Source organism: Stutzerimonas urumqiensis, from assembly GCF_003640395.1.
Lineage (GTDB): Bacteria > Pseudomonadota > Gammaproteobacteria > Pseudomonadales > Pseudomonadaceae > Stutzerimonas > Stutzerimonas urumqiensis.
In genome coordinates, this window is record NZ_RBZQ01000009.1 from 179,472 (window position 1) to 200,687 (window position 21,216).

Annotated in this window: 20 protein-coding genes; 6 read left to right on the forward strand and 14 right to left on the reverse strand. The window is 65.6% G+C overall.

Features of this window, described 5'->3' with window-relative positions; genetic code table 11:
• Positions 1 to 258 precede the first annotated feature (258 nt).
• From D7325_RS17130 to dksA, 5 genes are all read right to left on the reverse strand, one after another.
• Complete coding sequence (locus D7325_RS17130; protein WP_120997666.1) at positions 259 to 1,668, reverse strand: sigma-54-dependent transcriptional regulator; 1,410 nt, start codon at positions 1,666 to 1,668, stop codon at positions 259 to 261.
• 49 nt (positions 1,669 to 1,717) lie between these two features.
• The gene (locus D7325_RS17135) at positions 1,718 to 4,672 is read right to left on the reverse strand and encodes a sensor histidine kinase (protein ID WP_120997667.1); all 2,955 of its coding nucleotides are present in this window, start codon (positions 4,670 to 4,672) and stop codon (positions 1,718 to 1,720) included.
• Positions 4,656 to 4,832, reverse strand: a complete 177-nt coding sequence (locus tag D7325_RS17140; protein WP_003095129.1) for a hypothetical protein — start codon at positions 4,830 to 4,832, stop codon at positions 4,656 to 4,658. Before D7325_RS17140 ends, D7325_RS17135 begins: the two co-directional genes overlap by 17 nt.
• Positions 4,833 to 4,902: 70 nt before the next feature.
• The gene (gluQRS, locus tag D7325_RS17145; RefSeq protein WP_120997668.1) at positions 4,903 to 5,814 is read right to left on the reverse strand and encodes a tRNA glutamyl-Q(34) synthetase GluQRS; all 912 of its coding nucleotides are present in this window, start codon (positions 5,812 to 5,814) and stop codon (positions 4,903 to 4,905) included.
• Positions 5,815 to 5,854: 40 nt separating this feature from the next.
• On the reverse strand, positions 5,855 to 6,301 hold the full coding sequence (gene dksA, locus D7325_RS17150; protein WP_120997669.1) for an RNA polymerase-binding protein DksA: 447 nt from the start codon (positions 6,299 to 6,301) through the stop codon (positions 5,855 to 5,857).
• A gap of 293 nt (positions 6,302 to 6,594) precedes the next feature.
• On the opposite strand from dksA, the gene D7325_RS17155 reads away from it, so the two are divergent.
• Positions 6,595 to 7,767, forward strand: coding sequence for a pyridoxal phosphate-dependent aminotransferase (locus D7325_RS17155; RefSeq protein WP_120997670.1), 1,173 nt, complete (start codon positions 6,595 to 6,597; stop codon positions 7,765 to 7,767).
• Positions 7,767 to 8,489: a DNA/RNA nuclease SfsA gene (sfsA, locus tag D7325_RS17160; protein WP_120997671.1), complete on the forward strand. Its 723-nt coding sequence runs from the start codon at positions 7,767 to 7,769 to the stop codon at positions 8,487 to 8,489. Before D7325_RS17155 ends, sfsA begins: the two co-directional genes overlap by 1 nt.
• Before the next feature lie 9 nt (positions 8,490 to 8,498).
• Here the strand turns inward: sfsA and D7325_RS17165 are convergent, their stop codons facing one another.
• The 8 genes from D7325_RS17165 to D7325_RS17200 all read right to left on the reverse strand — a co-directional run bounded on the left by D7325_RS17165 (position 8,499) and on the right by D7325_RS17200 (position 15,270).
• Positions 8,499 to 9,812, reverse strand: a complete 1,314-nt coding sequence (locus tag D7325_RS17165) for a PQQ-dependent sugar dehydrogenase (RefSeq protein WP_120997672.1) — start codon at positions 9,810 to 9,812, stop codon at positions 8,499 to 8,501.
• A gap of 22 nt (positions 9,813 to 9,834) precedes the next feature.
• The gene (locus D7325_RS17170; RefSeq protein ID WP_120997673.1) at positions 9,835 to 10,365 is read right to left on the reverse strand and encodes an MgtC/SapB family protein; all 531 of its coding nucleotides are present in this window, start codon (positions 10,363 to 10,365) and stop codon (positions 9,835 to 9,837) included.
• 54 nt (positions 10,366 to 10,419) lie between these two features.
• On the reverse strand, positions 10,420 to 11,442 hold the full coding sequence (locus D7325_RS17175; protein WP_120997674.1) for a DUF5924 family protein: 1,023 nt from the start codon (positions 11,440 to 11,442) through the stop codon (positions 10,420 to 10,422).
• Positions 11,443 to 11,471: 29 nt separating this feature from the next.
• The gene (locus D7325_RS17180) at positions 11,472 to 11,954 is read right to left on the reverse strand and encodes a DUF2726 domain-containing protein (RefSeq protein WP_245962106.1); all 483 of its coding nucleotides are present in this window, start codon (positions 11,952 to 11,954) and stop codon (positions 11,472 to 11,474) included.
• A gap of 58 nt (positions 11,955 to 12,012) precedes the next feature.
• Positions 12,013 to 12,489, reverse strand: coding sequence for a Mut7-C RNAse domain-containing protein (locus tag D7325_RS17185; protein WP_120997675.1), 477 nt, complete (start codon positions 12,487 to 12,489; stop codon positions 12,013 to 12,015).
• A 39-nt stretch (positions 12,490 to 12,528) separates the two neighbouring features.
• A complete protein-coding gene (locus tag D7325_RS17190; RefSeq protein ID WP_120997676.1) occupies positions 12,529 to 13,116 on the reverse strand; it encodes a cytokinin riboside 5'-monophosphate phosphoribohydrolase in 588 nt (195 codons plus the stop codon).
• 483 nt (positions 13,117 to 13,599) lie between these two features.
• Entirely contained in the window at positions 13,600 to 14,571 is a 972-nt protein-coding gene (locus D7325_RS17195) for a glycerophosphodiester phosphodiesterase family protein (protein ID WP_120997677.1), read from the reverse strand.
• 75 nt (positions 14,572 to 14,646) lie between these two features.
• Positions 14,647 to 15,270 carry a DUF488 domain-containing protein gene (locus tag D7325_RS17200; RefSeq protein ID WP_120997678.1) on the reverse strand — a complete coding sequence of 208 codons (624 nt, stop codon included), beginning with the start codon at positions 15,268 to 15,270 and terminating at the stop codon, positions 14,647 to 14,649.
• 177 nt (positions 15,271 to 15,447) lie between these two features.
• Between D7325_RS17200 and D7325_RS17205 the strand changes: the two genes are divergently transcribed.
• On the forward strand, positions 15,448 to 16,359 hold the full coding sequence (locus D7325_RS17205; protein WP_120997679.1) for an SDR family oxidoreductase: 912 nt from the start codon (positions 15,448 to 15,450) through the stop codon (positions 16,357 to 16,359).
• 15 nt (positions 16,360 to 16,374) lie between these two features.
• Here the strand turns inward: D7325_RS17205 and dauA are convergent, their stop codons facing one another.
• Entirely contained in the window at positions 16,375 to 18,105 is a 1,731-nt protein-coding gene (gene dauA, locus D7325_RS17210; RefSeq protein ID WP_120997680.1) for a C4-dicarboxylic acid transporter DauA, read from the reverse strand.
• Positions 18,106 to 18,290: 185 nt separating this feature from the next.
• Between dauA and D7325_RS17215 the strand changes: the two genes are divergently transcribed.
• The 3 genes from D7325_RS17215 to D7325_RS17225 all read left to right on the forward strand — a co-directional run bounded on the left by D7325_RS17215 (position 18,291) and on the right by D7325_RS17225 (position 21,060).
• Positions 18,291 to 18,578 (forward strand): PA4642 family protein, encoded by a 288-nt coding sequence (locus D7325_RS17215; RefSeq protein ID WP_120997681.1) that lies wholly within the window; start codon positions 18,291 to 18,293, stop codon positions 18,576 to 18,578.
• A 303-nt stretch (positions 18,579 to 18,881) separates the two neighbouring features.
• Positions 18,882 to 20,372, forward strand: a complete 1,491-nt coding sequence (gene mqo / locus D7325_RS17220; RefSeq protein ID WP_120997682.1) for a malate dehydrogenase (quinone) — start codon at positions 18,882 to 18,884, stop codon at positions 20,370 to 20,372.
• A gap of 103 nt (positions 20,373 to 20,475) precedes the next feature.
• Positions 20,476 to 21,060 (forward strand): YajG family lipoprotein, encoded by a 585-nt coding sequence (locus tag D7325_RS17225; RefSeq protein WP_120997683.1) that lies wholly within the window; start codon positions 20,476 to 20,478, stop codon positions 21,058 to 21,060.
• Positions 21,061 to 21,216 lie beyond the last annotated feature (156 nt).

Below are 21,216 nucleotides of genomic sequence, written 5' to 3' on the forward strand. Positions count from 1 at the left end.
CAAAAGAATCAGTTAGCTGCGTCTCTGCCTTCTTGTTTTTGTTCTGCTAGAGCCGGTACGTCTTGTTCTTGTTATGGGATCTGCTTGTTATTGTTGTTGTGCCATAGAGAAAGCAGGTGGCGTGCCAACTTTTTAAAATGCTTATTTTTCAGTGTGTTGCATGAGATGGCTTTTCTGGTGGGCAAAAAAAACCGGGCTTCCGTTACCGATGAACCCGGTTTTTGTTACGTAATCGTTCGGTGCGGTAACAGCCGGGTATCAACCGGCGGTAGCGCTCTTGCGGCGCGGGATACCCAGCCGCTGGCGGCGCTCCCACAGGCATTTGCGGCTGATGCCGAGCTTGCGCGCCAGCTCCGTTTCGGTCATGTGGTCCTGGTGCTCGAGTACGAAATGCTGGAAGTAATCCTCCAGCGACAGGTCCTCGGTGGGCTCATGGCTGTTGCCGACGCCAGTGACCGCCGGCTGGCAGGGCTCGTCGATGAAGTCGTCATCGATTCCTTCGAGCTCGATGTCGATCCCCAGCGACTCGGCACTGATTTCGGGGCCCTCGCACAGGATGGCGGCCCGCTCGATGGCATTCTCCAGCTCCCGGACGTTGCCTGGCCAGGAATAGTGTCGAATCGCCTGCTCGGCATCACGTGAAAAACGCAGCTCGCCACTGGCCAGGCGGGTGCTCTGGCGTTGCAGGAAGGCGCGCGCGATCTCGAGTACGTCCATGCCGCGCTCACGGAGCGGCGGCAGGCGCAGGGCGATCACGTTGAGGCGGTAATAAAGGTCTTCGCGGAACTGGCCCGTCTTGGCCAGCGTCTTGAGATCGCGGTGTGTGGCCGCAATCAGGCGGACGTCCACCTTCTGGGACTGCACCGACCCGACGCGCCGTATCTCGCCTTCCTGCAGGACGCGCAGCAGGCGCGCCTGGGCTTCGAGCGGCAGCTCGCCGATTTCGTCGAGGAACAGGGTGCCGCCGTCCGCCGCCTCGACGAGGCCGGTTCGCCCTGCCGTCGCTCCGGTAAAGGCGCCCTTTTCGTGGCCGAACAGTTCGGACTCGATGAGCGTTTCAGGGATCGCCGCACAGTTCACCGAGATCATCGTCGCCTTGGCTCGACGGGACAGGTTGTGGAGCGCACGGGCGACCAGCTCCTTCCCGGTACCCGACTCGCCCTGGATCAGGACATTGGAATCGGTAGGCGCGACCTTGCGAATCTTGCCGAACAGGTCACGCATGGGCAGGCAGTCGCCGATGATGCCGATCTCACCCTTCGCTTCGGGCGCCTCGGCGGCGCTGGCGGCAGGGCGGCCGGCAGCCGCCGGGCTGGCCTGGCGGTCCCGCAGGATTCGCGCGACCGTCTGCAGCATTTCGTCGTGATCGAAGGGTTTGGCGATGTAGTCCACCGCGCCCATTTTCATGGAATCGACCGCCGATCGCAGGCTGGCATAGCTGGTCATGATCAGCACGGGCGCGCCTTCGGCATGCTTGATCAACTCGGTGCCGGGCGCACCGGGCAACCGGAGGTCGCTGACCACCAGGTCGAAGCTGGGAATGCTGTATCGCTCCTGGGCTTCCTGCACGGAACCGGCTTCGCTGACCTCGTACTGGTTGCGTTCCAGCAGACGTCGCAGGGCGGAGCGGATGATGGTTTCGTCTTCGACGATAAGAATATGGGACATCGGAACTCTCTCGACGGTGTCGAGCGCGGCGTCGGCGACGCGTGCGCTCTCAACGCTCGGCGTCAGTCGCCTCGGCGTAGCGCGGCAGCTCAACCCGTATCCGGGTTCCTCGCTGCGTCCCGGCATTCGCCGGGCTATCGATCATGATCTGGCCATAATGCTCTTCCACGATCGAATAGACCAGTGAAAGGCCCAGGCCGGTGCCTTCGCCCGGATCCTTGGTGGTGAAGAAGGGTTCGAACAACTGCTCCTGGATGGCCTTGGGAATGCCGCTGCCTTCGTCCTCGACGTTCAGCTCGACAGCATGCTCGATCAGCTCGGTCCAGATGCGGATGGTACCGCCCGGCGGGGATGCGTCGCGGGCGTTGGAAAGCAGATTGATCAGCACCTGCGCCAGGCGTTGCGGATCGCCCTCGACGCGATGGTCCGGGTCGCACAGGTTGAGGAACTGGACCTCGGTGCCGCGCTTGTTCAGCGACAGCAGCGCCACCGCATCCTGCGTCACGGCGGCCAGGTCGACGGGGTAGAGCTGCTGCTGGCGCCCGCCGGCATGCGCGAAGCTCATCAGCGACTGGACGATGCGCGAGATGCGCTTGGTCTGCTCGACGATCTGTCCGCTGATTTCGATGATCTCGCCATCGCCTTCGCGTTCCTCGCGCAGGTTCTGTGCGAGACAGGCGATGCCTGTCACCGGGTTGCCGATCTCGTGGGCGACGCCCGCGGCGAGTCGGCCGATGCTCGCCAGGCGCTCGGAGTGGACCAGCCGGTCTTCCAGCACCTGGGTTTCGGTCAGGTCTTCGACCAGCAGGACCAGGCCGCTGTTGCCCGGTGCCAGCGGCTCGTCGATCGCCGCCTTGTGCAGGTTCAGCCAGCGGGTGCCGCCGTCCACGCTCAGGCGTTGTTTGTGCAGGTGCTCGGCTGGCTGCTCGATGAAGCTCACCAGCAGGCTTTCCCACGGCTCGGCCAGCGTGTTGAGCCGCGAGCCGACGACCTGTTGCGCGGAGATGTCGGTCAGCTCCTCCATCGCCCGGTTCCACATGAGGATTTCCCGGTCCTTGGCCAGCGAGCAGACACCCATCGGCAGTTCCTGAAGCGTCTGCCGGTGGTAGCGCCGCAACGCATCGAGCTCGGCCGCGAGACCGGTCAGGCGCGAGTGGTATTCCTCGAGCCGGTTCTCGATGAAGTGGATGTCCTCGGTGACGTAGCCTTCCGCGCCGTTCTTGTAAGGCAGGAAGTTCTCGACGATGTCCTGAGCGACGCTCGGTCCCATCAGGCCGGACAGGTTGGCTTCGAGTCGGTCACGCAGGCGGCGCAAGGCGTAGGGGCGGTGTTCGTCGAAGGGCAGGCCGAGGTCGCGCAGGGCTTGCTCCACCTCGCGCTGGGCGGTCTTGGCGCCGAGCGGCTTGGCCAGCTGGGTGGCGAATTCCTGCGGGGAGGCGGCGACCAGCTCGCGTCGCTGCGGTCGGCGGACGTTCTCCACCGCACAGGCTTCGGCGGCGCTCTTTTCCTCGCGGCTGGCCTCGGTGAACAGCGACACCAGCGAAAACACCAGCACGTTGGTCGCCAGCGAGGCGATCGCGGCCAGGTGCCAGCTGGTGTCGTCGAGCACGTAGACGACGTTGAGCAGCGGGATGTAGAAGCCGTCGAGGTTACCCGCCAGCGGCAGCAGCATGGTCACCACCCACACGCCGATGCCGGCGACCAGCCCGCCGATGAAGCCGCGCCGGTTGGCGGTCGGCCAGTAGAGCACCGACAGCACGCCCGGCAGGAACTGCAAGGTGGCGACGAAGGCGACGATGCCGAGGTTCGACAGGTCCTGCTCGGCGCCGAGCAATAGATAGAAGCCGTAGCTGGCCATGATGATGGTGAAGATCAGGCCGCGCCGGGTCCATTTCAGCCAGCGGTAGATGTTGCCCTCGGCCGGAGGCTGGTACAGCGGTAGCACCAGATGGTTGAGCGCCATGCCGGACAGCGCCAGCGTCGAGACGATGATCAGGCCGCTCGACGCCGACAGGCCACCGATGTAGGCCAGCAGCGCGAGCGGCTGGTTGCCCACCGTGATGCCCAGGCCGAGCGTGAAATATTCGGGATTGGTGTCGACGCCGAGCTTCAGCCCCGCCCAGAGAATCAGGGGCACGGCCAGGCTCATCAGCAGCAGGTAAAGCGGCAGGCCCCAGCTGGCGCTGACCATGGCGCGAGGGTTGAGATTCTCGGTGAAGGTCATGTGATACATGTGCGGCATGACGATCGCCGAGGCGAAGAACACCAGCAGCAGGGTGCGCCAGGGGCCTTCCTGCAAGGGTGTGTGCAGCGCGGCGAGCGCGGTCTGGTTTTGCAGTAGCCAGGCTTCGAGGGCCATCGGGCCGCCGAACACCTCGTACAGCGCATAGACGCCGATGATGCCGAGCGCCGCCAGCTTGACGATGGACTCGAAGGCGATGGCAAACACCAGGCCTTCATGCTTCTCGCGCGCCGCGATGTGGCGCGACCCGAACAGCACGGTGAAGAGCGTGATCAGCACGCAATAGCCGAAGGCGACGCGGCCCTGCATCGGCTCCAGGGTCAGGATGCCGATGGCGTCGGCCACCGCCTGGATCTGCAGCGCCAGCAACGGCAGTACGCCGATCAGCATCACGACGGTCGTCAGCGCGCCGCTCCAGGTGCTGCGAAAGCGAAACGCGAAGAGGTCGGCCAGCGACGATAGCTGATAGGTCCGGGTGATCCGCAGGATCGGATAGAGCAGCACCGGCGCCAGCAGAAAGGCACCGCAGACCCCCAGGTAGGTGGCGAGAAAACCGTAGCCGTACTGGTACGCCAGGCCGACCGCGCCATAGAAGGTCCAGGCGCTGGCGTAGACGCCGAGCGACAGGGTGTAGGTCAGCGGATGGCGGGTGATCCAGCGCGGCAGCATCCCGCGCTCGCTGACCCAGGCGACTCCGAACAGGACGAGCAGATAAAGGGTGCTGATCAGGACCAGCTGACTGAGGTTAAAGCTCGTCGGCATCGCGCTGGCTCTGAAGGATGAAGGTGACCACGATGAGGATCAGCCACAGCAGGTAGGGCCGGTACCAGGCGCCGTTCGGGTCGATCCACCAATCCATGATGGCCGGCGAGAACAGGTAGATCCCGACCACCAGGAGCAATACCAGTCGATAGATGTACATGCCCGGCTCTCGAGTTGCGGTGGGCGGATGGTAAAGGAAGCGGGAAGGGGTCGGAAGGCGCAGGCGCCGCTCAGCGCAGCTGGGCCTCGGCGAGCGTCAGCGTCGACGGGATGGCCTGCGCCTGCCAGTGCTGGCACGCCCAGCGTAGAACCTCGGCGGGACCGGCCTCGGCGAGGGCCGGGTCGGGGCGTTGGCCGAGCGCGCGAAGCGCACGCACCAACAACGGGCTGGCCTGATGCGGTTCGAGCGGTGGCGAACGGTAACGCTTGCCCAGCTTGTGGCCGTCCGGCTGGATGATCAGCGGCACATGCAGGTAACGCGGCCGCGGTGCATCGAACAATTCCTGCAGGTAGAGCTGGCGCGGCGTGGAATCCAGCAGGTCGGCACCGCGCACGATGTCGGTAACGCCCTGCCAGGCGTCGTCCAGCACCACCGCGAGCTGGTAGGCGAACAGCCCGTCGCGCCGGCGGATGACGAAGTCGCCCACCTCTTGAGCCAGATTCTGCGCGAACGCGCCCTGGAGCCGATCGATGAAGCGGTACGTGCGATCCGGCACGCGCAGGCGAATGGCAGCGTCCTCGCGGCCCAGCTTGAGCTCGCGGCAGAAGCCGGGGTAAACGCCTGCGTAGTCAGCCAGCGTCTTGCGCGAGCAGCGGCAGGCATAGGCCAGATCACGGTCGAGAAGATCGCCCAGCGCTTCCCGGTAGACCTCGAGACGCTCGCTCTGCCGGACCACCGGGCCGTCCCACTCGAAGCCGTAGCGCTCCAGGGTCTGCAGGATGGCCGTCTGCGCGCCCGGCAGTTCCCTGGGCGGATCCAGATCTTCCATGCGCACCAGCCAGCGACCGCCGACCGCGCGTGCATCCGCATACGACGCCAGCGCTGCGACGAGCGAGCCGAAGTGCAGGTAGCCACTGGGCGTGGGGGCGAACCGGCCGACGTAGGGGCCGTCTTGCGGGGGGAGTGTGGAAACCGGAGACATGGCAGAAATGAAGCGGGGCGCCGTGGCGCCCCGTGTTCGGTCAGGAACCGAGCTGTTTTTCCTTGATCTCGGCGAGCGTCTTGCAATCGATGCAGAGGCTGGCGGTAGGGCGGGCCTCCAGGCGGCGGATGCCGATCTCGACGCCGCACGAATCGCACCAGCCGTATTCGTTGTCTTCGATCAGCTGCAGCGTTTCGTCGATTTTCTTGATGAGCTTGCGCTCGCGATCGCGGGCGCGCAGTTCGAGGCTGAACTCCTCTTCCTGGCTGGCGCGGTCGGCCGGGTCCGGGAAGTTGGCGGCTTCGTCCTGCATGTGGTGCACGGTGCGATCGACTTCCTCCATCAGTTCCTGCTTCCACTGATTGAGGATCGAGGAGAAGTGAGCGCGCATCCCTTCGCTCATGTATTCCTCGCCCTTGGTCGCTTCATAGGGCTTGAAACCACGGACCAGTTGGTTGTTGGTTTGTGTCGTCTTGGTGGTGGGCATGGATGTCCGCCTCTCGCTATGTCCATTGCGCAGGTTGAATGTCCCTTGCCGACCCGTGCCGGCCCTGCGGCTGCAAGCGGGCGAACTTACCAGAACGATTCGGGGTGCGCTACTCCCGATCGGCCCCGGCTGGCGGCCTTCTTGGGACGTACTTCTAAGGGCTCGTGAGACCGTTGCATTAGGACCAGCGGCTGGCGAAATCATTCGGTTCGGCACGCCCCTCGCTCATCGGCGGATCGGATGGCGCGTCGGCCGGCTGGTAGACTCGCGCTTTTTTCCCGCTCGGGTGAGTCATGAGCCAGGCATACAGCGCCCGCAGCGGCGCGATCGAACCCTTCCACGTGATGGCACTGCTGGCACGAGCCAATGAGTTGCAGGCCGATGGGCACGACGTCATCCACCTGGAGATCGGCGAGCCGGACTTCACCACCGCCGCCCCGATCGTCGCGGCCGGCCAGGCGGCGCTGGCGGCGGGACACACCCGTTACACCGCCGCCCGTGGGTTGCCCGCATTGCGCGAGGCCATCGCGTCCTTTTATGAGGAGCGCTACGGAGTTGCGGTCGATCCCGGGCGCATCCTGGTAACACCCGGAGGCTCGGGGGCGTTGCTGCTGGCCAGCAGTTTGCTCGTCGATCCCGGACGGCACTGGCTGCTCGCCGACCCGGGGTATCCCTGCAATCGGCATTTCCTGCGTCTGATCGAGGGCGAGGCGCAGCTGGTGCCGGTCGGGCCGACCGATCGCTACCAGCTCACGCCGGAGCTGGTGGACCGGTACTGGAACGACGCCAGCGTCGGCGCACTGGTCGCCTCGCCGGCCAACCCCACCGGCACGGTGCTATCGCGCGACGAACTGGCCGGTCTGTCGGCGGCGGTGAGCCGCAAGGGCGGGCACCTGGTGGTCGATGAGATCTACCACGGCCTCACGTACGGAATGGACGCCGCCAGTGTGCTGGAGGTGGACGACGAGGCCTTCGTGCTCAACTCGTTTTCCAAATACTTCGGCATGACGGGCTGGCGCCTGGGCTGGCTGATCGCGCCCGAAGCGGCTGTCCCGGAGCTCGAGAAGCTCGCGCAGAATCTCTACATCAGCGCCTCGACCGTGGCGCAGCATGCCGCGCTGGCGTGCTTCGAGCCCGAGACCCTGGCCATCCTCGAGCAGCGTCGCATGGCCTTCGCCGCCCGACGCGACTTCCTGCTGCCCGCGCTGCGCGAGCTGGGCTTCGACATCGCCGTCGAACCGGAGGGCGCCTTCTATCTATATGCGGACATCAGCGCCTTCGGTGGCGACGCCTTCCAGTTCTGCCGCCACTTCCTGGAAACCGAGCATGTGGCCTTCACCCCCGGGCTGGATTTCGGCCGCCATCTGGCCAGCCGCCATGTACGTTTCGCTTACACCCAGGACATCGACCGGCTGAAGCAGGCGGTCGAACGGATCGCCCGCGGCCTGCGGACCTGGCGGCCCTGATGCGCTTCCCTACGCCGCTCGAAGAAGGCCGCCTGGTGCGGCGCTACAAGCGCTTCTTCGCCGACGTGCTGACGCAAACCGGCGAGCCCTTGTGCATTCACTGCCCGAACACCGGCTCGATGCTGCACTGCATGGCCGAAGGGGCGAGGGTCTGGTTCAGCCGCTCGGGCGATCCAAAACGCAAGCTGCCAGGGACCTGGGAACTGGTCGAAACGCCACACGGCCGGCTCGCCTGCGTGAACACCGGGCGTGCCAACGCCCTGGTCGAAGAAGCGCTCGAGGCGGGCCTGATCACCGAACTGGCCGGCTTCACGGCCTTGCGGCGGGAGGTGCGCTATGGCGAGGAAAACAGCCGGATCGACTTCCTCCTCGAATACCCCGCAGGGCCGGCCTACGTGGAGGTCAAGAGCGTTACCCTCGGCTATGCGGGAGGGGCGGTGGCGGCCTTTCCCGATGCGGTGACGACGCGCGGGGCCAAGCACCTGCGCGAGCTGGCCACGCTCGCCCGCAACGGCGTGCGGGCGGTGCAGCTCTACTGCGTGAACCTCGGCGGCATCGAGGCGGTGCGGCCTGCGGTCGAGATCGATCCGGCCTATGCGCAGGCGCTGCACGAGGCGCTGGCGGCGGGCGTCGAGGTGCTTGCCTATGGCGTCACCCTCACGCCTCAGGAGATTCGCCTCGACCGCCCGCTGCCCGTCCTGGTGTCGCCCGCCTCGATCTAGCGGGGCGCATCACCGGGTCGGCGTGATGCGCCAGATCAGGTTGCCGACGTCATCGGCCACCAGCAGCGCCCCGGTGTTGTCGACGGCGACGCCGACCGGCCGGCCGTTGGCCTCGCCGTCATCGTTGACGAAGCCGGTGAGGATGTCCTCGGCCGGGCCGCTGGGTTCGCCGTTTTCGAAGGGCACGAAGACGACCTTGTAGCCGCTGAGCGGCTTGCGATTCCAGGAACCGTGCTGGCCGACGAAAGCGCCTCCGGCATAGCGTTCAGGGAACAGCTCCCCTTCGTAGAAGGCCAGGCCGAGCGAGGCGGTATGCGGGCCGAGCGCATAGTCCGGGACGATCGCCTTGGCGACCCATTCGGGACGCTGCGGCTGCACGCGCTCGTCGACGTGCTGGCCGAAGTAGCTGTAGGGCCAGCCGTAGAAGCCGCCGTCCTGCACCGAGGTCATGTAGTCGGGTACCAGGTCGCTGCCGAGCAGGTCGCGTTCGTTGACGGTGGTCCACAGTTCGCCGCTGGTCGGCTGCCAGGCCAGCCCGTTCGGGTTGCGCAGGCCGGAAGCGTACAGGCGCAGGGTTTTGGCCTGTGGGTCCACTTCGAGAATGGCGGCTCGGTTTTCTTCGGCCTCCATGCCGTGCTCGGCAATGTTGCTGTTCGAGCCGCTGGTGACGTAGAGCCGGGCGCCGTCCCGGCTGGCGATGACGTTCTTGGTCCAGTGGTGATTGATGGGGCCGGCCGGCAGGTCGACGATCTTTTCGCCGCGGGCGTCGATGTTTGTCATGCCGGGCGTGTAAGGAAAGCGAAGCAGTGCGTCGGTGTTGGCGACGTAGAAGTCATCGCCGACCAGCGCCATGCCGAAGGGAGAATTCAGCCCCTCCAGGAACACACTGCGCTGATCGGCGCGGCCGTCACCGTCGGTATCGCGCAGCAGGGTGATGCGGTTGGCGCTCGGCACACCCGCACCGGCGCGGGACATGATTTTTTTCATGATCCAGCCGACGACGCCGCGTTTGCCCTCGGGTTTGGGCGGGGCGTTGGTTTCGGCGACCAGCACGTCTCCGTTGGGCAGCACATGGAGCCAGCGGGGATGATCCAGGCCCTCCGCGAACGGCTCGACGGCAAAGCCCTCGGCGGGCGTCGGATGCTGGCCGTCCGGCCAGCCGACCGCCGGTGCGATGTTCAGCGTGGGGATCCGGCTCGTCACCGGTTCGGGCAATGCCGGATCGGGACCATAGCCGGCCTGGGTGGGAAGCTTGGCGGTATCGCCGCAGCCGGACAGGGCAAGGGTTAGGTTCCCGATGATCAAGAGGACGGCAATGCGCATCGCAAGCTCCTTCGGTTGGGAATCAGGCCGCGTCGTCGCCCCGATCGTCGTCGGGGCCGCGTGCAAGCCGGTGCGTCCGCGCCGCGTGACGTTCCAGGACCGGCATGACCTTCAGCACGATGAGCGCCATGCCGGTGGTGAATACGGCGGTCGCCTCGTGGCCCAGGCCGCAGGTGACGCCGATCGCGGCCGTCAGCCAGATGCCGGCGGCGGTCGTCAGTCCGTGCACGTCTTGTGCGGTTTCGCCCTTGAGAATGGTGCCGGCGCCAAGAAAACCGATGCCGGTCACGATGCCCTGGATGACCCGGCTCAGGTCGTTCACCTCGACGCCTGCCTGAAGCGGCGCGAGGGCGAACAGCGCGGCGCCCAGGCACACCAGCATGTGGGTTCGCAGGCCGGCGGCCTTGCCCTTGGATTCGCGCTCGTAACCCAGCAGGCCGCCGAGGAACGTGGCGAGGCTCAAGCGGATCGCGACCCGGAAGGCTTCCTCCAGATCGGGAATGTCGGAGAACTCGCTCGCCAGGGTGCGTGTAAGGATGTCCCACCAATCCATGCCGGCTCCTCGTCATCAGGAAGATTGGAGCGCTTCGCTCGTCCGGCGTTCGCATCACTCGGTGACGCGAAAGCGCAGCACGCCGATCATCTGGCCCGCCTCGGTGACGACCCTCACCCGCCACTTGCCCTGCGCATGCGGCGGGAAGTTGCGTTTGTGCGTCCAGGCACGATAGCCCTTCTCCCGGCCGCCGCTGATGTCCAGTGCGATGCGGTCCACGCGTCGGCCGTCGTGCCACCATTCATGGTAGATGCGTTCCTTCAGGCCGCGCGGCGCATTGATCGCCGTGTAGGCATAGAGCCCGTCGGCGCGCAGCTGGGCTTCGCTGAGTTCGCGCAGGCTTTGTCCGGGTTCCCGCTCGGCGTCGTCCATACTTAGCGTCACGCTCGCTTCGGTGAGCCAGAGCGTGGCCGGCGGCACCCAGGTGCGACCGAACCAGCCGCACAGGCCCACCACCAAGGCCAGGCCGACGATCGCCAGCCCGCGGCGCCAGCCCCGGTACGGGAAGAGCGCCCCCAGGCTCGGTATCGCCAGGAGCACGGCGATCACGAGGGCGAGCTGGTAACTCTGCGGGGTCGACAGGTGAAACATGATCGGCAAGGCCGTCAACAGCGCGGCGAACAACGTCAGCGAGTGGAAGGCCAGGTACAGCCAGCGTTTGCGCGCGAGCCAGCGGTAATAGAGCGGATCGACCAGCGAGACCAGCGCCGCGGCGCCCAGCAGCAGGGTGAAGACCGCCTGGCCGCTGTGCCAGGTGGTGGTGATGAAGAAGAACGGGACGATGAAGAACAGGCTTTCCTGGTGGACCAGCTGCGTTGCGTAGTGCAGCAGGGGCGGCGGCATATCCCAGCCGAACAGGCGGTGAATCGCCCGGCGCAGGGGCTTTTCCAGCATCAGCCAGACCCAGCTCACCAGCATGATCAAGGCCACGACCTTCGCCAGCCCCGCCTGGCGATCGACGAGCACGAAGCTCGCCACGCCCGAGACGAAGCCGAACAGCGCGACCACGCCCGGGTATCGGCGGATGAAACGGGAGCCGGTATCGAACAGGCGGGCGACGAGTGCTTTGATGGTCATGGAAGGCGGTCGCGATGGGGCATTGCAGTCTAACCGCGCAGCACGCGATCGACCGAGCCGCGCACATGCGCGAAGGCGTGCGCCTCGCTCTCGGAAAAGACCAGCAGCGGCAGGCCGATGTGCGCGCACAGTTCGCTCAGGAAGGTGTCGTCCGTTTCGTCATTGCGCAACTGCACGGCGCAGGTCGGCCGCAGGGTCTGCCGGTCGCAGAGTAGAAAGTCGAAGTGCAGGCCCGCAAGGCGGTTGTTGGCGTGGTACCAGGCCGCGCGGCGGGCGATCGCGGTGATGGCGACGATCTCGGCGGCCCGCACCTTGGGGAGGATCAGCTGGGTGTCGCCGCAGGCACGTGTGAGTGTGTCCAACAGTTGCCGCTCCGCCTCCTCGAACAGCGCCGGCTTCAGCGCGAATGGCAACCGTACGGCCGGCTGGGTGAACTGACGCTGCTTGATGACGAACACCAGCGCGAAGCAGGCGAATGCGATGAGCGTCAGCACCAGCCAGCTCAAGCCCATGTCGGCGTCCTCCGTCTGGCGCGGTGCGCACACGGGCGCGACGGCATGTATCGGGTCGTCAGGCAAACCATTGAGGCAGCACCTCCTGCAGGTGTTCGGTCATGCGCCGCGTGTGCGAACCGAACCAGTACACCCGGTCGCAGTCGGGACAGTGCCGTATCGGTTGGTCGAAGGCGCGGGCCGAGGCGGGCACGCGCTCGAGGATCTGCTCGGCGCTCGCCGCTTCGAGCCGCCCGTTGCAGACCAGACAGCGCAGGAACAGCGCCTCGGGCCGTGGCAGCTGGATCGCGTCGACGACCTCGCGCAGCTGAGCGTCCGTGCGCTGCGCGGCAACCAGCAGCCCGCGGTCGGGGCGAAGGAATCGGATCAGGTGACGGTCGCGGGTCAGCACGACCCGCGACTGCGCATTGGCCAGCCTGACCAACTCGCGGTCGCTGAGCGTCGGGGCGGCCAGCGCCGTGTCGATGTCGAGCAACCTGAGCCAGCGTGCCAGGCCGCCGAGCATGGCGTCAGCGAACAGGAGCGTCGTCTGCATGCTGGTGTGAACCCGCTGGCGCCAGGCGGTTCCCTGTTTTCAGCGCGGCGCCGATTCGCTCCACTTGGGACGCACCGAGGGCTGCCAGGCCTCGAGCCGCTGGAGCAGGTCCTCGGGCGAGTCGCTACGTTGCAGCATGGCGCGGTGCGGTGGCCGGACGAAGCCCTCGTCGACGAGGTGATCGAGGAAGTGGCTGAGCTTGCCGTAGAAGTCGTTTACGTCGAGCAGGCCGAGCGGCTTGCTGTGGTAGCCGAGCTGGCCCCAGGTCCACACCTCGAAGAGTTCCTCGAGCGTGCCGAGCCCGCCGGGCAAGGCGATGAAGGCATCCGACAGTTCGGCCATGCGCGCCTTGCGTGCGTGCATGCCATCGACGACCTCGAGGCGCGTAAGCCCCGGATGGCCGATCTCCGAGTCCTGGAGTCGCTGCGGGATGATGCCGATCACCTCGCCGCCAGCGGCGAGCGCGGCATCGGCCACGACGCCCATCAGGCCGACCGCGCCGCCGCCGTAGACCAGGCGGATGCCGCGGCGGGCGAGCGTCTCGCCCATGGCGATGGCGGACTGCCGATAGAGGGGGTTGGCGCCGGAACTGGCACCGCAGAACACACAGATGGAACCGATTGGCATCGTCGTCTCCGCCAGAACAAAGGGCGGCAGAGTAGCGAGCGGTCCTTCGGCTGTCAGCCGTCACGCGCCGGAGGCGGCCTCGGCGTAGGCTGCGAGCAGGTTGCGGAACAGTTCATTGAGGGTCATGGGGCGCTCCGTTCGTCAGCGTGGGGACAGGCCTGCATGGTAGGGCGGCTCGGGCGTTACGGCCGCTTGCTTATTCCCATCGCCCCGATAGATGTGTGGCTATCGCGTTATCCCCAGTGGATGTGCACGGCGCTGTGGATAACCTTGGGGCGATCGGCTACAAGCTAGACGAGGCGGGCGTTGCAGCCGTTCGCTCAAAAAACGATCAGGAGCGCCCAGCGAAGGCGAATGGGCCGTTGTCAAGTGAGAGATGGCCTTACGGACCGCGGCTGACCTGACGTGCCGCCTTGTTATCCACCAGGCGTGTGGAGAGCGCTGTGGATAAGGTGGGCAAAGCCTCGTGTAACCCAGGTGTCACTAAGGCTGGCGATGGCTGTACGAAAAATCGCCAACCTCGGTGGAACGGCCGTCGCCTTCTGGCATTTGTGCGTACCGCCGTGCGCCGTCGAGCAATTGCAGCGCGCGGTCGGGGTAGTCGGTGATCAGGCCCTTGGCGCCCATCTCGATCAGGCGGCGCATGCGCGGCTGCTCGTTGATGGTCCAGAACTGCGTGTGCAGGCCGAGCGATTCGGCGGTGCGCAGGAATTCGGGCGTGGCGAGCTGGGTGCCACCGTGGCGCGCCGGGATCTGCAGCAGCTGGTAGGTCGGCGACAGCAGACCGGCCAGGCCGATCCGCTCCAGCATCACCAGCAGGCGGACCGCACTGGCACCCGCGGAGGTCGCGACGCCGGGGCAGCGCTGGCGGAAGGCCTGCAGGCTGTGGTCGTGAAAGCTGCCGACGACGATCCGGTCGCGCTGGCCACTGTGCATGATCAGCTCGCACAGCCGCTCCTCGATACCGGCGTCCGCCACCTTGATTTCCACCGCCTTGGGCACGGCCGGCAGGTGGGCGAGCACCTCGGCGAACGTCGGAATGCCGATGCCCTGGCCGCGATAGGGATGACTCAATCCGCCATCGGGAGACCAGTGATAGCCGGCGTCGAGCTGCCTGAGCGCGGCGAGGTCATGGGCGGCGACGGGGCCGCTGCCGTTGGTGGTCCGGTCGAGCGTCTCGTCGTGGATGACCACGAGCTCGCCGTCGCGGGACAGGCGCACATCCATTTCGATCATGTCCGCCCCGATCTCGCTGGCGCGGCGAAAGGCGAACAGGCTGTTCTCCGGCCACAAGCCCATGCCGCCCCGGTGCGCGACGACGACCGGGCGATCGCTGTCTTCGAACGCGGCGAGAACGGCAGGCACGGTGGCCGGCCGGTTGGTTGCGTGCAGCAGGCCGGCGACCGCGACGATCAGCAGTGCCGGGGCAAGCAGGTAGCGAACGAAGCGGAACATCGGGCCACTCACGACGACGGGACGGGCCGAGTATGCCCACCGGCGCGACGGGGCAACAAGCGACGGGTTCGCCGTTTACGCGCCGCCTGCCGCCGGCCGGCGCGCCTTCGGCCGGCCGAGCTTTTCGCCCTCGTGGCCGTAGCTCAGCTGGCCGTGGTTCAGTCGCGCCGGGGAGGTGAAGGGATGCTCGCTGACATGGGTCTGGTCGAAGATGTGCAGCACCTCGACGCCAGCCAGCTTGAGGACGTCCGACACCAGCGAACGGTGGCAGCGCCACCAGAGCACCTCGGCGCACATCAATGCGGTGCGCTGCTGGCGGGCGAAGTCGCTCATCCGGGCCATGCCCTCGGCAAACTCCTCCGAGTGGAGGTGATCGGCGTAACCGCGAAACGAAACGTTGCGCCAGGCATCGTTCGGCGTATCCGGGCGCGGCCGGCGCCGACCGCCGAGTTCGGGAAACCACGCGTAGCCGGTACCATTCTCCAGCAGCGCCTCGCAAAGCGCCGGGCGTGCGAACTGCGGAAGGCGGCGCGAGCCGGGGAAGCGGCGGATATCGGCGATCGCCTCGATGCCATGGGCGTCCAACAGCAGGAGGAAATCCTCCAGCGTCTGGTTGGAGTGCCCGAGCGTCCAGAGGCGGGTCGGGAGCCGGTCGGTCCTGCGCAGCGGGTCGCAGGTGTCGTCTGGCGAAGCTGTCATTGCTGCGTTGTCCTCGCTGTGTGAGTCAAGGGTGGACACGCAATGTCGCGCCGATGCTCCGCATTCGATGATGCGAAGCCGTGATGGTCGGGCATTCATTGCGGGGCGATTCGTTGTCGCGACGCGCCCGCGGGGCCGACACTCGGGCCTCGTTTCGGCATCCTGACAGGAGCTCACATGACTGAAGCCATCCGCTTCGAAGACAAGGTGGTAATCGTGACCGGCGCGGGTGGCGGCCTCGGCCGGGCCCATGCGCTGGCCTTCGCCCGTCACGGCGCGCGGGTCGTGGTCAACGACCTCGGCGGCAGCAAGGCCGGCGAAGGCGCCAGCGGCACTGCGGCGCAGCAGGTGGTCGATGAGATCGTCCAGGCCGGCGGCACGGCGGTCGCCAACACCGACTCGGTGACCGATGGCGAGAAGATCGTGCAGCAGGCGATGGACACCTTCGGCCGCGTCGACGTGGTGGTGAACAATGCCGGAATCCTGCGCGACAAGACCTTCCACAAGATGGACGACGCCGACTGGGATCTGGTCTACAGGGTTCATGTCGAGGGCGCCTACAAGGTCACCCGGGCGGCCTGGACCCACCTGCGCGAGCAGGCGTACGGGCGCGTGATCTTCACCGCGTCGACCTCGGGTATCTATGGCAACTTCGGCCAGTCGAACTACGGCATGGCGAAGCTCGGGCTGTACGGCCTGACCCGCACGCTGGCGCTCGAAGGGCGCAAGCAGAACATCCTGGTCAACGCCATCGCACCAACCGGCGGGACGCGCATGACCGAGGGGCTGATTCCGCCGCAGGTGTTCGAGCAGCTCAAGCCCGAGCTGGTGAGCCCGCTGGTGGTGTACCTGGCCAGCGCGCAGTGCCAGGACACGGGCGGCCTGTACGAGGTCGGCGGCGGGTGGATCGGCAAGGTTCGCTGGGAGCGCAGCCTCGGCGTCGGCTTCGATCCGCGTGCCGGTTTCGAGGCGGAGGATGTCGCGGCGCAGTGGTCCCGCATTGGCGATTTCACCGATGCGGCGCACCCGGCCGACAACATCGAAGCGCTGCGCGAGATGATGGCCAACCTGCAGAAGTACGCAGGCTGAGCCGGCTCCGGTCGGTCATGCGGCCCGGTCGATGGTGTCGGTGACCAGCCGAAGCGCCTTCTCCCGGGCCTGTTGTAGCGTCCGTACATACGCCAGCGAACCCTCGTGCAAATGCAGGCCGGCGCGGCGCAGCTTCAATCGGATGCGAGCGCTGCTGCCGACCAGGACCAGGCGGATGCCCTGCCTGCGGTAGTCGTCATGCAGGCGTTCCAACGACGCCAGTCCGCTCATGTCGAGCACCGGCACGTTGCTGATGTCGAGGATGACCACCCGTACCTCGGGCCCGAAGCGCCGCAGTACGCCCAGCGCTTTCTCCGCCGCGCCGAAGAACAGCGGCCCCTTGATCGCGAAGGCGACGACTGACGCCGGCAGGTCGAGCGGCGGCCTGCGTGGGGATTGGGTGTCGAGGGGCGCCGTGCCGGTGACGTCGCTCATGCGCTTGATGAACAGCGCCGCGGCGAGCAGCAACCCGACGGCGACTGCCAGCACCATGTCGAACAGCACGGTCAGCGCGAAGCAGGTCAGCAGCACGGCGACGTCGTTTCGTGGGGCCACGCGCAGGGTACGGACGACATGGCGCGCTTCGCTCATGTTCCAGGCAACCATCACCAGCAGCGCGGCGAGCGCCGACATCGGCAAGTAGCTGAACAAGGGTGCCAGCCAAAGTATGGCTATCAGGACGACCGCCGCGTGGGTGATCGCGGCGAGCGGTGAATAGGCGCCGGCGCGCACGTTGGTCGCCGTTCGTGCCAGCGCTGCCGTCGCCGGGATGCCGCCGAACAGCGGGGCGACAAGGTTGCCCAGCCCTTGGCCGATCAGTTCGGCGTTGGGGTCGTGCTGGGTGCCGGCCATGCCGTCGGCGACCACCGCGCATAGAAGCGATTCGATCGCGCCGAGCATGGCGATGGCGAACGCGGGCCCCAGCAGGTCATGGATCGTTTCGAACGACAACAACAGCGGTGTGCCGTCGGGGCCTGGCAGGTTCCAGGGCCACTCGAAGCTCGGCAAGAACGGTGGGATGCCGGGCAGCACGGTGCCATCCTCGAGCCGGTAGCTGAAGCGCTCACCGAGCGTGTCGACCGCCCATCCGTAGCTCTCCAGCAAGGCACCGAGCAGCGCACCGATCGCCAGTGCGACGAGATGACCGGGCACGCGCCTGGACCATCGGGGCCAAAGGATCAGGATCGTCAGCGTCAATGCGGCCACCAGGGCATCGCCGGCATTGAGATCAGGCAGGGCGCGCGCCAGGAGCACCAGTCTGTCGAGGTAGTGCCGGGGTTCGCCGGCCAGCGTCAGGCCGAGCCCGTCCTCGATCTGCAACGTGGCGATCACCACGGCGATGCCGGCGGTGAAGCCCAGCGTGACCGGATAGGGGACGAAACTCACCAGTCGTCCGGCTCCGAGCAAGCCCAGCACCATGAGCATGACGCCAGCCATCGCCGTGCACAGGAGCAAGCCGCCGAGCCCATGTTGCTGGGTGATCGGCAGAAGGATCACCACGAAGGCAGCGGTGGGTCCGGAGACGTTGAAGCGCGAGCCGCCGGTAAGGGCGATCAGCGGTGCGGCCAGCAGGATGGTGTACAGCCCATGCTGGGGCGCCACGCCGATGGCGATTGCCAGGGCCATGCCCAGCGGGATGGCAATGACACCGACCGTCAGTCCGGCGAGCAGGTCTTCTCTGATCCGTCGCGCTCCATAACCGGCACCAAAGGCATGACGCCAACCAGAAAACAAGGGAAGCGGCATGCTGACTCCTTTCGATCCTTCGACTCGGAAAACCCCGTTGCAGCGAGTCCGCGAACGCTCGGGACGACGCCTGGTGCCGATGCGCAACAGTAATACCTTGGTCGCAAGGCCGTCTATCGCGTTGAGCCGCCTGTCCGCCGGGGGTAAACTGCCGCCCCCGTAACGCCCGAGCGACCGGAGTGAGCATGCGCAAAGACAAGAAACAGGTGATTGGCGAAGAGATCGGTGACGAGTCGATCAAACTGTTTCTGCTTCCGGAGCCGGCCGACGACACGCCGCCGGCCCTGCACAAGCTGATCAAGGCCTACCGCGGTCTTCGGATCGACGACTTCGAGCGCTTCCTGCACGTTTTCATCGAAGCGGGATATGACCTGAACGCTCGGGATGCCAAGGGCCGGTCCTTCGTGGATCTGATCGCGGATCAGCGCCAGGCGGCTCCCTACATCGAACTGGTCCAGGCGGTGCGGGGATAGATAGTCAGCGTCTCTCATTTGTTTGCGTAAGGCAGGAATATACCGGTCGCGCCTTGGCCCTGGCTGAGGCGCGCCGAAACGAGTGTCTCGCAAGTGCATTTTCCCGTGGAGCCATTAGGCGGATGCCTGCTCCGGGAACTTGGCGCAGGCGAGGGGAGGGCCAAAAGTCCTCCTGTGCAGCTGAGCAGGCGTTGCCTGCGCCGCGACGTCGCCGACTCCGGCTGACGGCGTGGGTATAACGGTTCCGCGCGTGCCGCGTACTGCGGTCGTGAGAGTTTCTTGCTGCAATTTGGAGATGCGTTGATGACGCAACACGAGAGCGAGGCGGTCGATATGGTGCTGGTGGGAGCCGGCATCATGAGTGCGACCCTGGCGGTACTGATCAAGGAGCTCGATCCTGCGATCAATCTGGAAATCGTCGAGTTGCAGGAGTCCGGAGCGATCGAGAGCTCCAATCCCTGGAACAATGCCGGTACTGGACACGCCGGGCTTTGCGAACTCAATTACACGCCCGAGCTGGCCGATGGTTCGATCGACACGAAAAAGGCGATCACCATCAACACCCAGTTCGAAGTGTCCAAGCAGTTCTGGGCCTATCTGATCGGACGGGACGGCTTCGGCTCCGCTCAAACGTTCATCAACGCGGTTCCTCACCTCAGCTTCGTTAGCGGCGCCAAGGGCGTGGCCTACCTGAAGAAGCGTCATGCCGCGCTCTCCCAGCACCATGCTTTCGCGGACATGGCCTACTCCGAAGACCGGTCCACGCTCGCCGAGTGGATGCCGCTGATGATGCCGGGTCGTTCCTCCGACGAGCAGATTGCTGCCACGCGCTCGGAAAACGGCACGGATGTGAATTTCGGCGCATTGACCAATCAGTTGCTTCAATACCTTTCGGGCCGTCCAGGCGTGAAGGTGACTTATAACCAGCGAGTCACTGGCCTGCAGCGCATGGGCAGTGGCTGGCGGGTGGAGGTCAAGAACACGCGCAGTGGCGGAACCCGTCATATCGATGCCGGGTTCGTGTTCCTCGGCGCGGGCGGTGGTGCGTTACCGCTCCTGCAGATGTCCGGCATTCCGGAAGGCAAGGGGTTTGGTGGCTTCCCGGTGAGCGGCCAATGGTTGCGTTGCGACAATCCCGAAGTAGTGCGCCAGCATCAGGCGAAGGTGTATAGCCAGGCCGAAGTGGGCGCGCCCCCGATGTCGGTACCTCATCTGGATACCCGTGTCGTCGATGGCAAGAAGTCGTTGCTTTTCGGGCCCTATGCAGGCTTTTCGACCAAGTTCCTCCGCCACGGGTCGCTATTGGACTTGCCCCTTTCGGTTCGCCCGTCGAACCTCGGCCCGATGCTCGCGGTCGCTCGCGACAACATGGACCTCACGCGTTACTTGATCAAGGAAGTCATGCAGTCCATGGATCAGCGGCTTGCCACGCTTCGCAAGTTCTATCCTGAAGCGAGAGCAGAGGACTGGCGCCTTGAGGTTGCAGGGCAGCGCGTGCAGATCATCAAGAAGGATCCCAAGAAAGGCGGGATTCTCCAGTTCGGGACCGAGCTGGTGTCTGCTTCGGATGGCTCGATTGCAGCACTGTTGGGTGCATCGCCAGGTGCGTCCGTTACCGTGTCGATCATGCTGAACCTGCTGGAACGCTGCTTCCCGGACAAGACGGCTTCCGCCGCCTGGTCGCAAAAACTGACGGAGATATTTCCTGCTCGGGAAAAGCAGCTGGAGACGGATCCGCAGGCTTATCGGGAAGTTAGTGGTGCGTCCGATCGGAAACTGGGCCTGCAGGGTTGATGCCCTGCTGAACCCCGTGCTTGATCTGGGCATCAAAGGGGTGACGAGGGCGGGCTGGATGTCTCGCTCGCTGGGTGCTGCGTAATCTTTTAGGGAGCTTTCAATGTTTCGCTATATGCGTTCTTTTGTGTTGGCGGTATGTGCTGCGTCCTTGATGGCGTGTGCCCACAGCCCGCAGCAACTCAAGCCGACCCCGCGCCTGGTTGGAGTGATCAATCCGGTCGGGCAAGGACAGCCTGTCATGGTCCGGGTCGTCGACGGGCGATCGTCGCCGGTTCTTGGGACGCGGGGCGGGCTCTATCCCGAAACCAGCGCGATTTCCGTTCCTTCGGCGAATGTCCTCCCTCAGTTGCAGGCGCAGGCTGAGGCGGCCGTTAGGCTGCTAGGCTTCACGCCGACTGCCAACGCCTACAACGCGCCTCAGTTGACCGTCACGCTGGCCGATTTGAGCTATCAGTCGCCGAAAGAGGGGTTGTACGTTACCGAAGCCGATATCGGCGCTACCTTTCGTGCCGAGGTTGTAAACGCAGGGCGACGTTATACGGGGCGCTACGGGGCGACGCTCAACCAGCGTTTTGGCATGGCTCCGAACGAGCAAACCAACACCAAGCTTGTAAGCGATGTCTTGAGCGATGCCCTCTCGCGTGTATTCAAAGACGCCAGCGTTGGGCAGCTCCTCGCTCAGTAAGTTTTTCAAAGAGCAGTTGACACCAAAACCCATGGCTGTATGATTCGCGGCCTCGCAGTCAGGGAGGTTGTACTGGCTGCGGGGCAAGCGGTTGAGTAGAAAAGAGATTTTCGAAAAAGTGCTTGACGCGAAGAAGGGCTGCTGTAGAATGCGCGG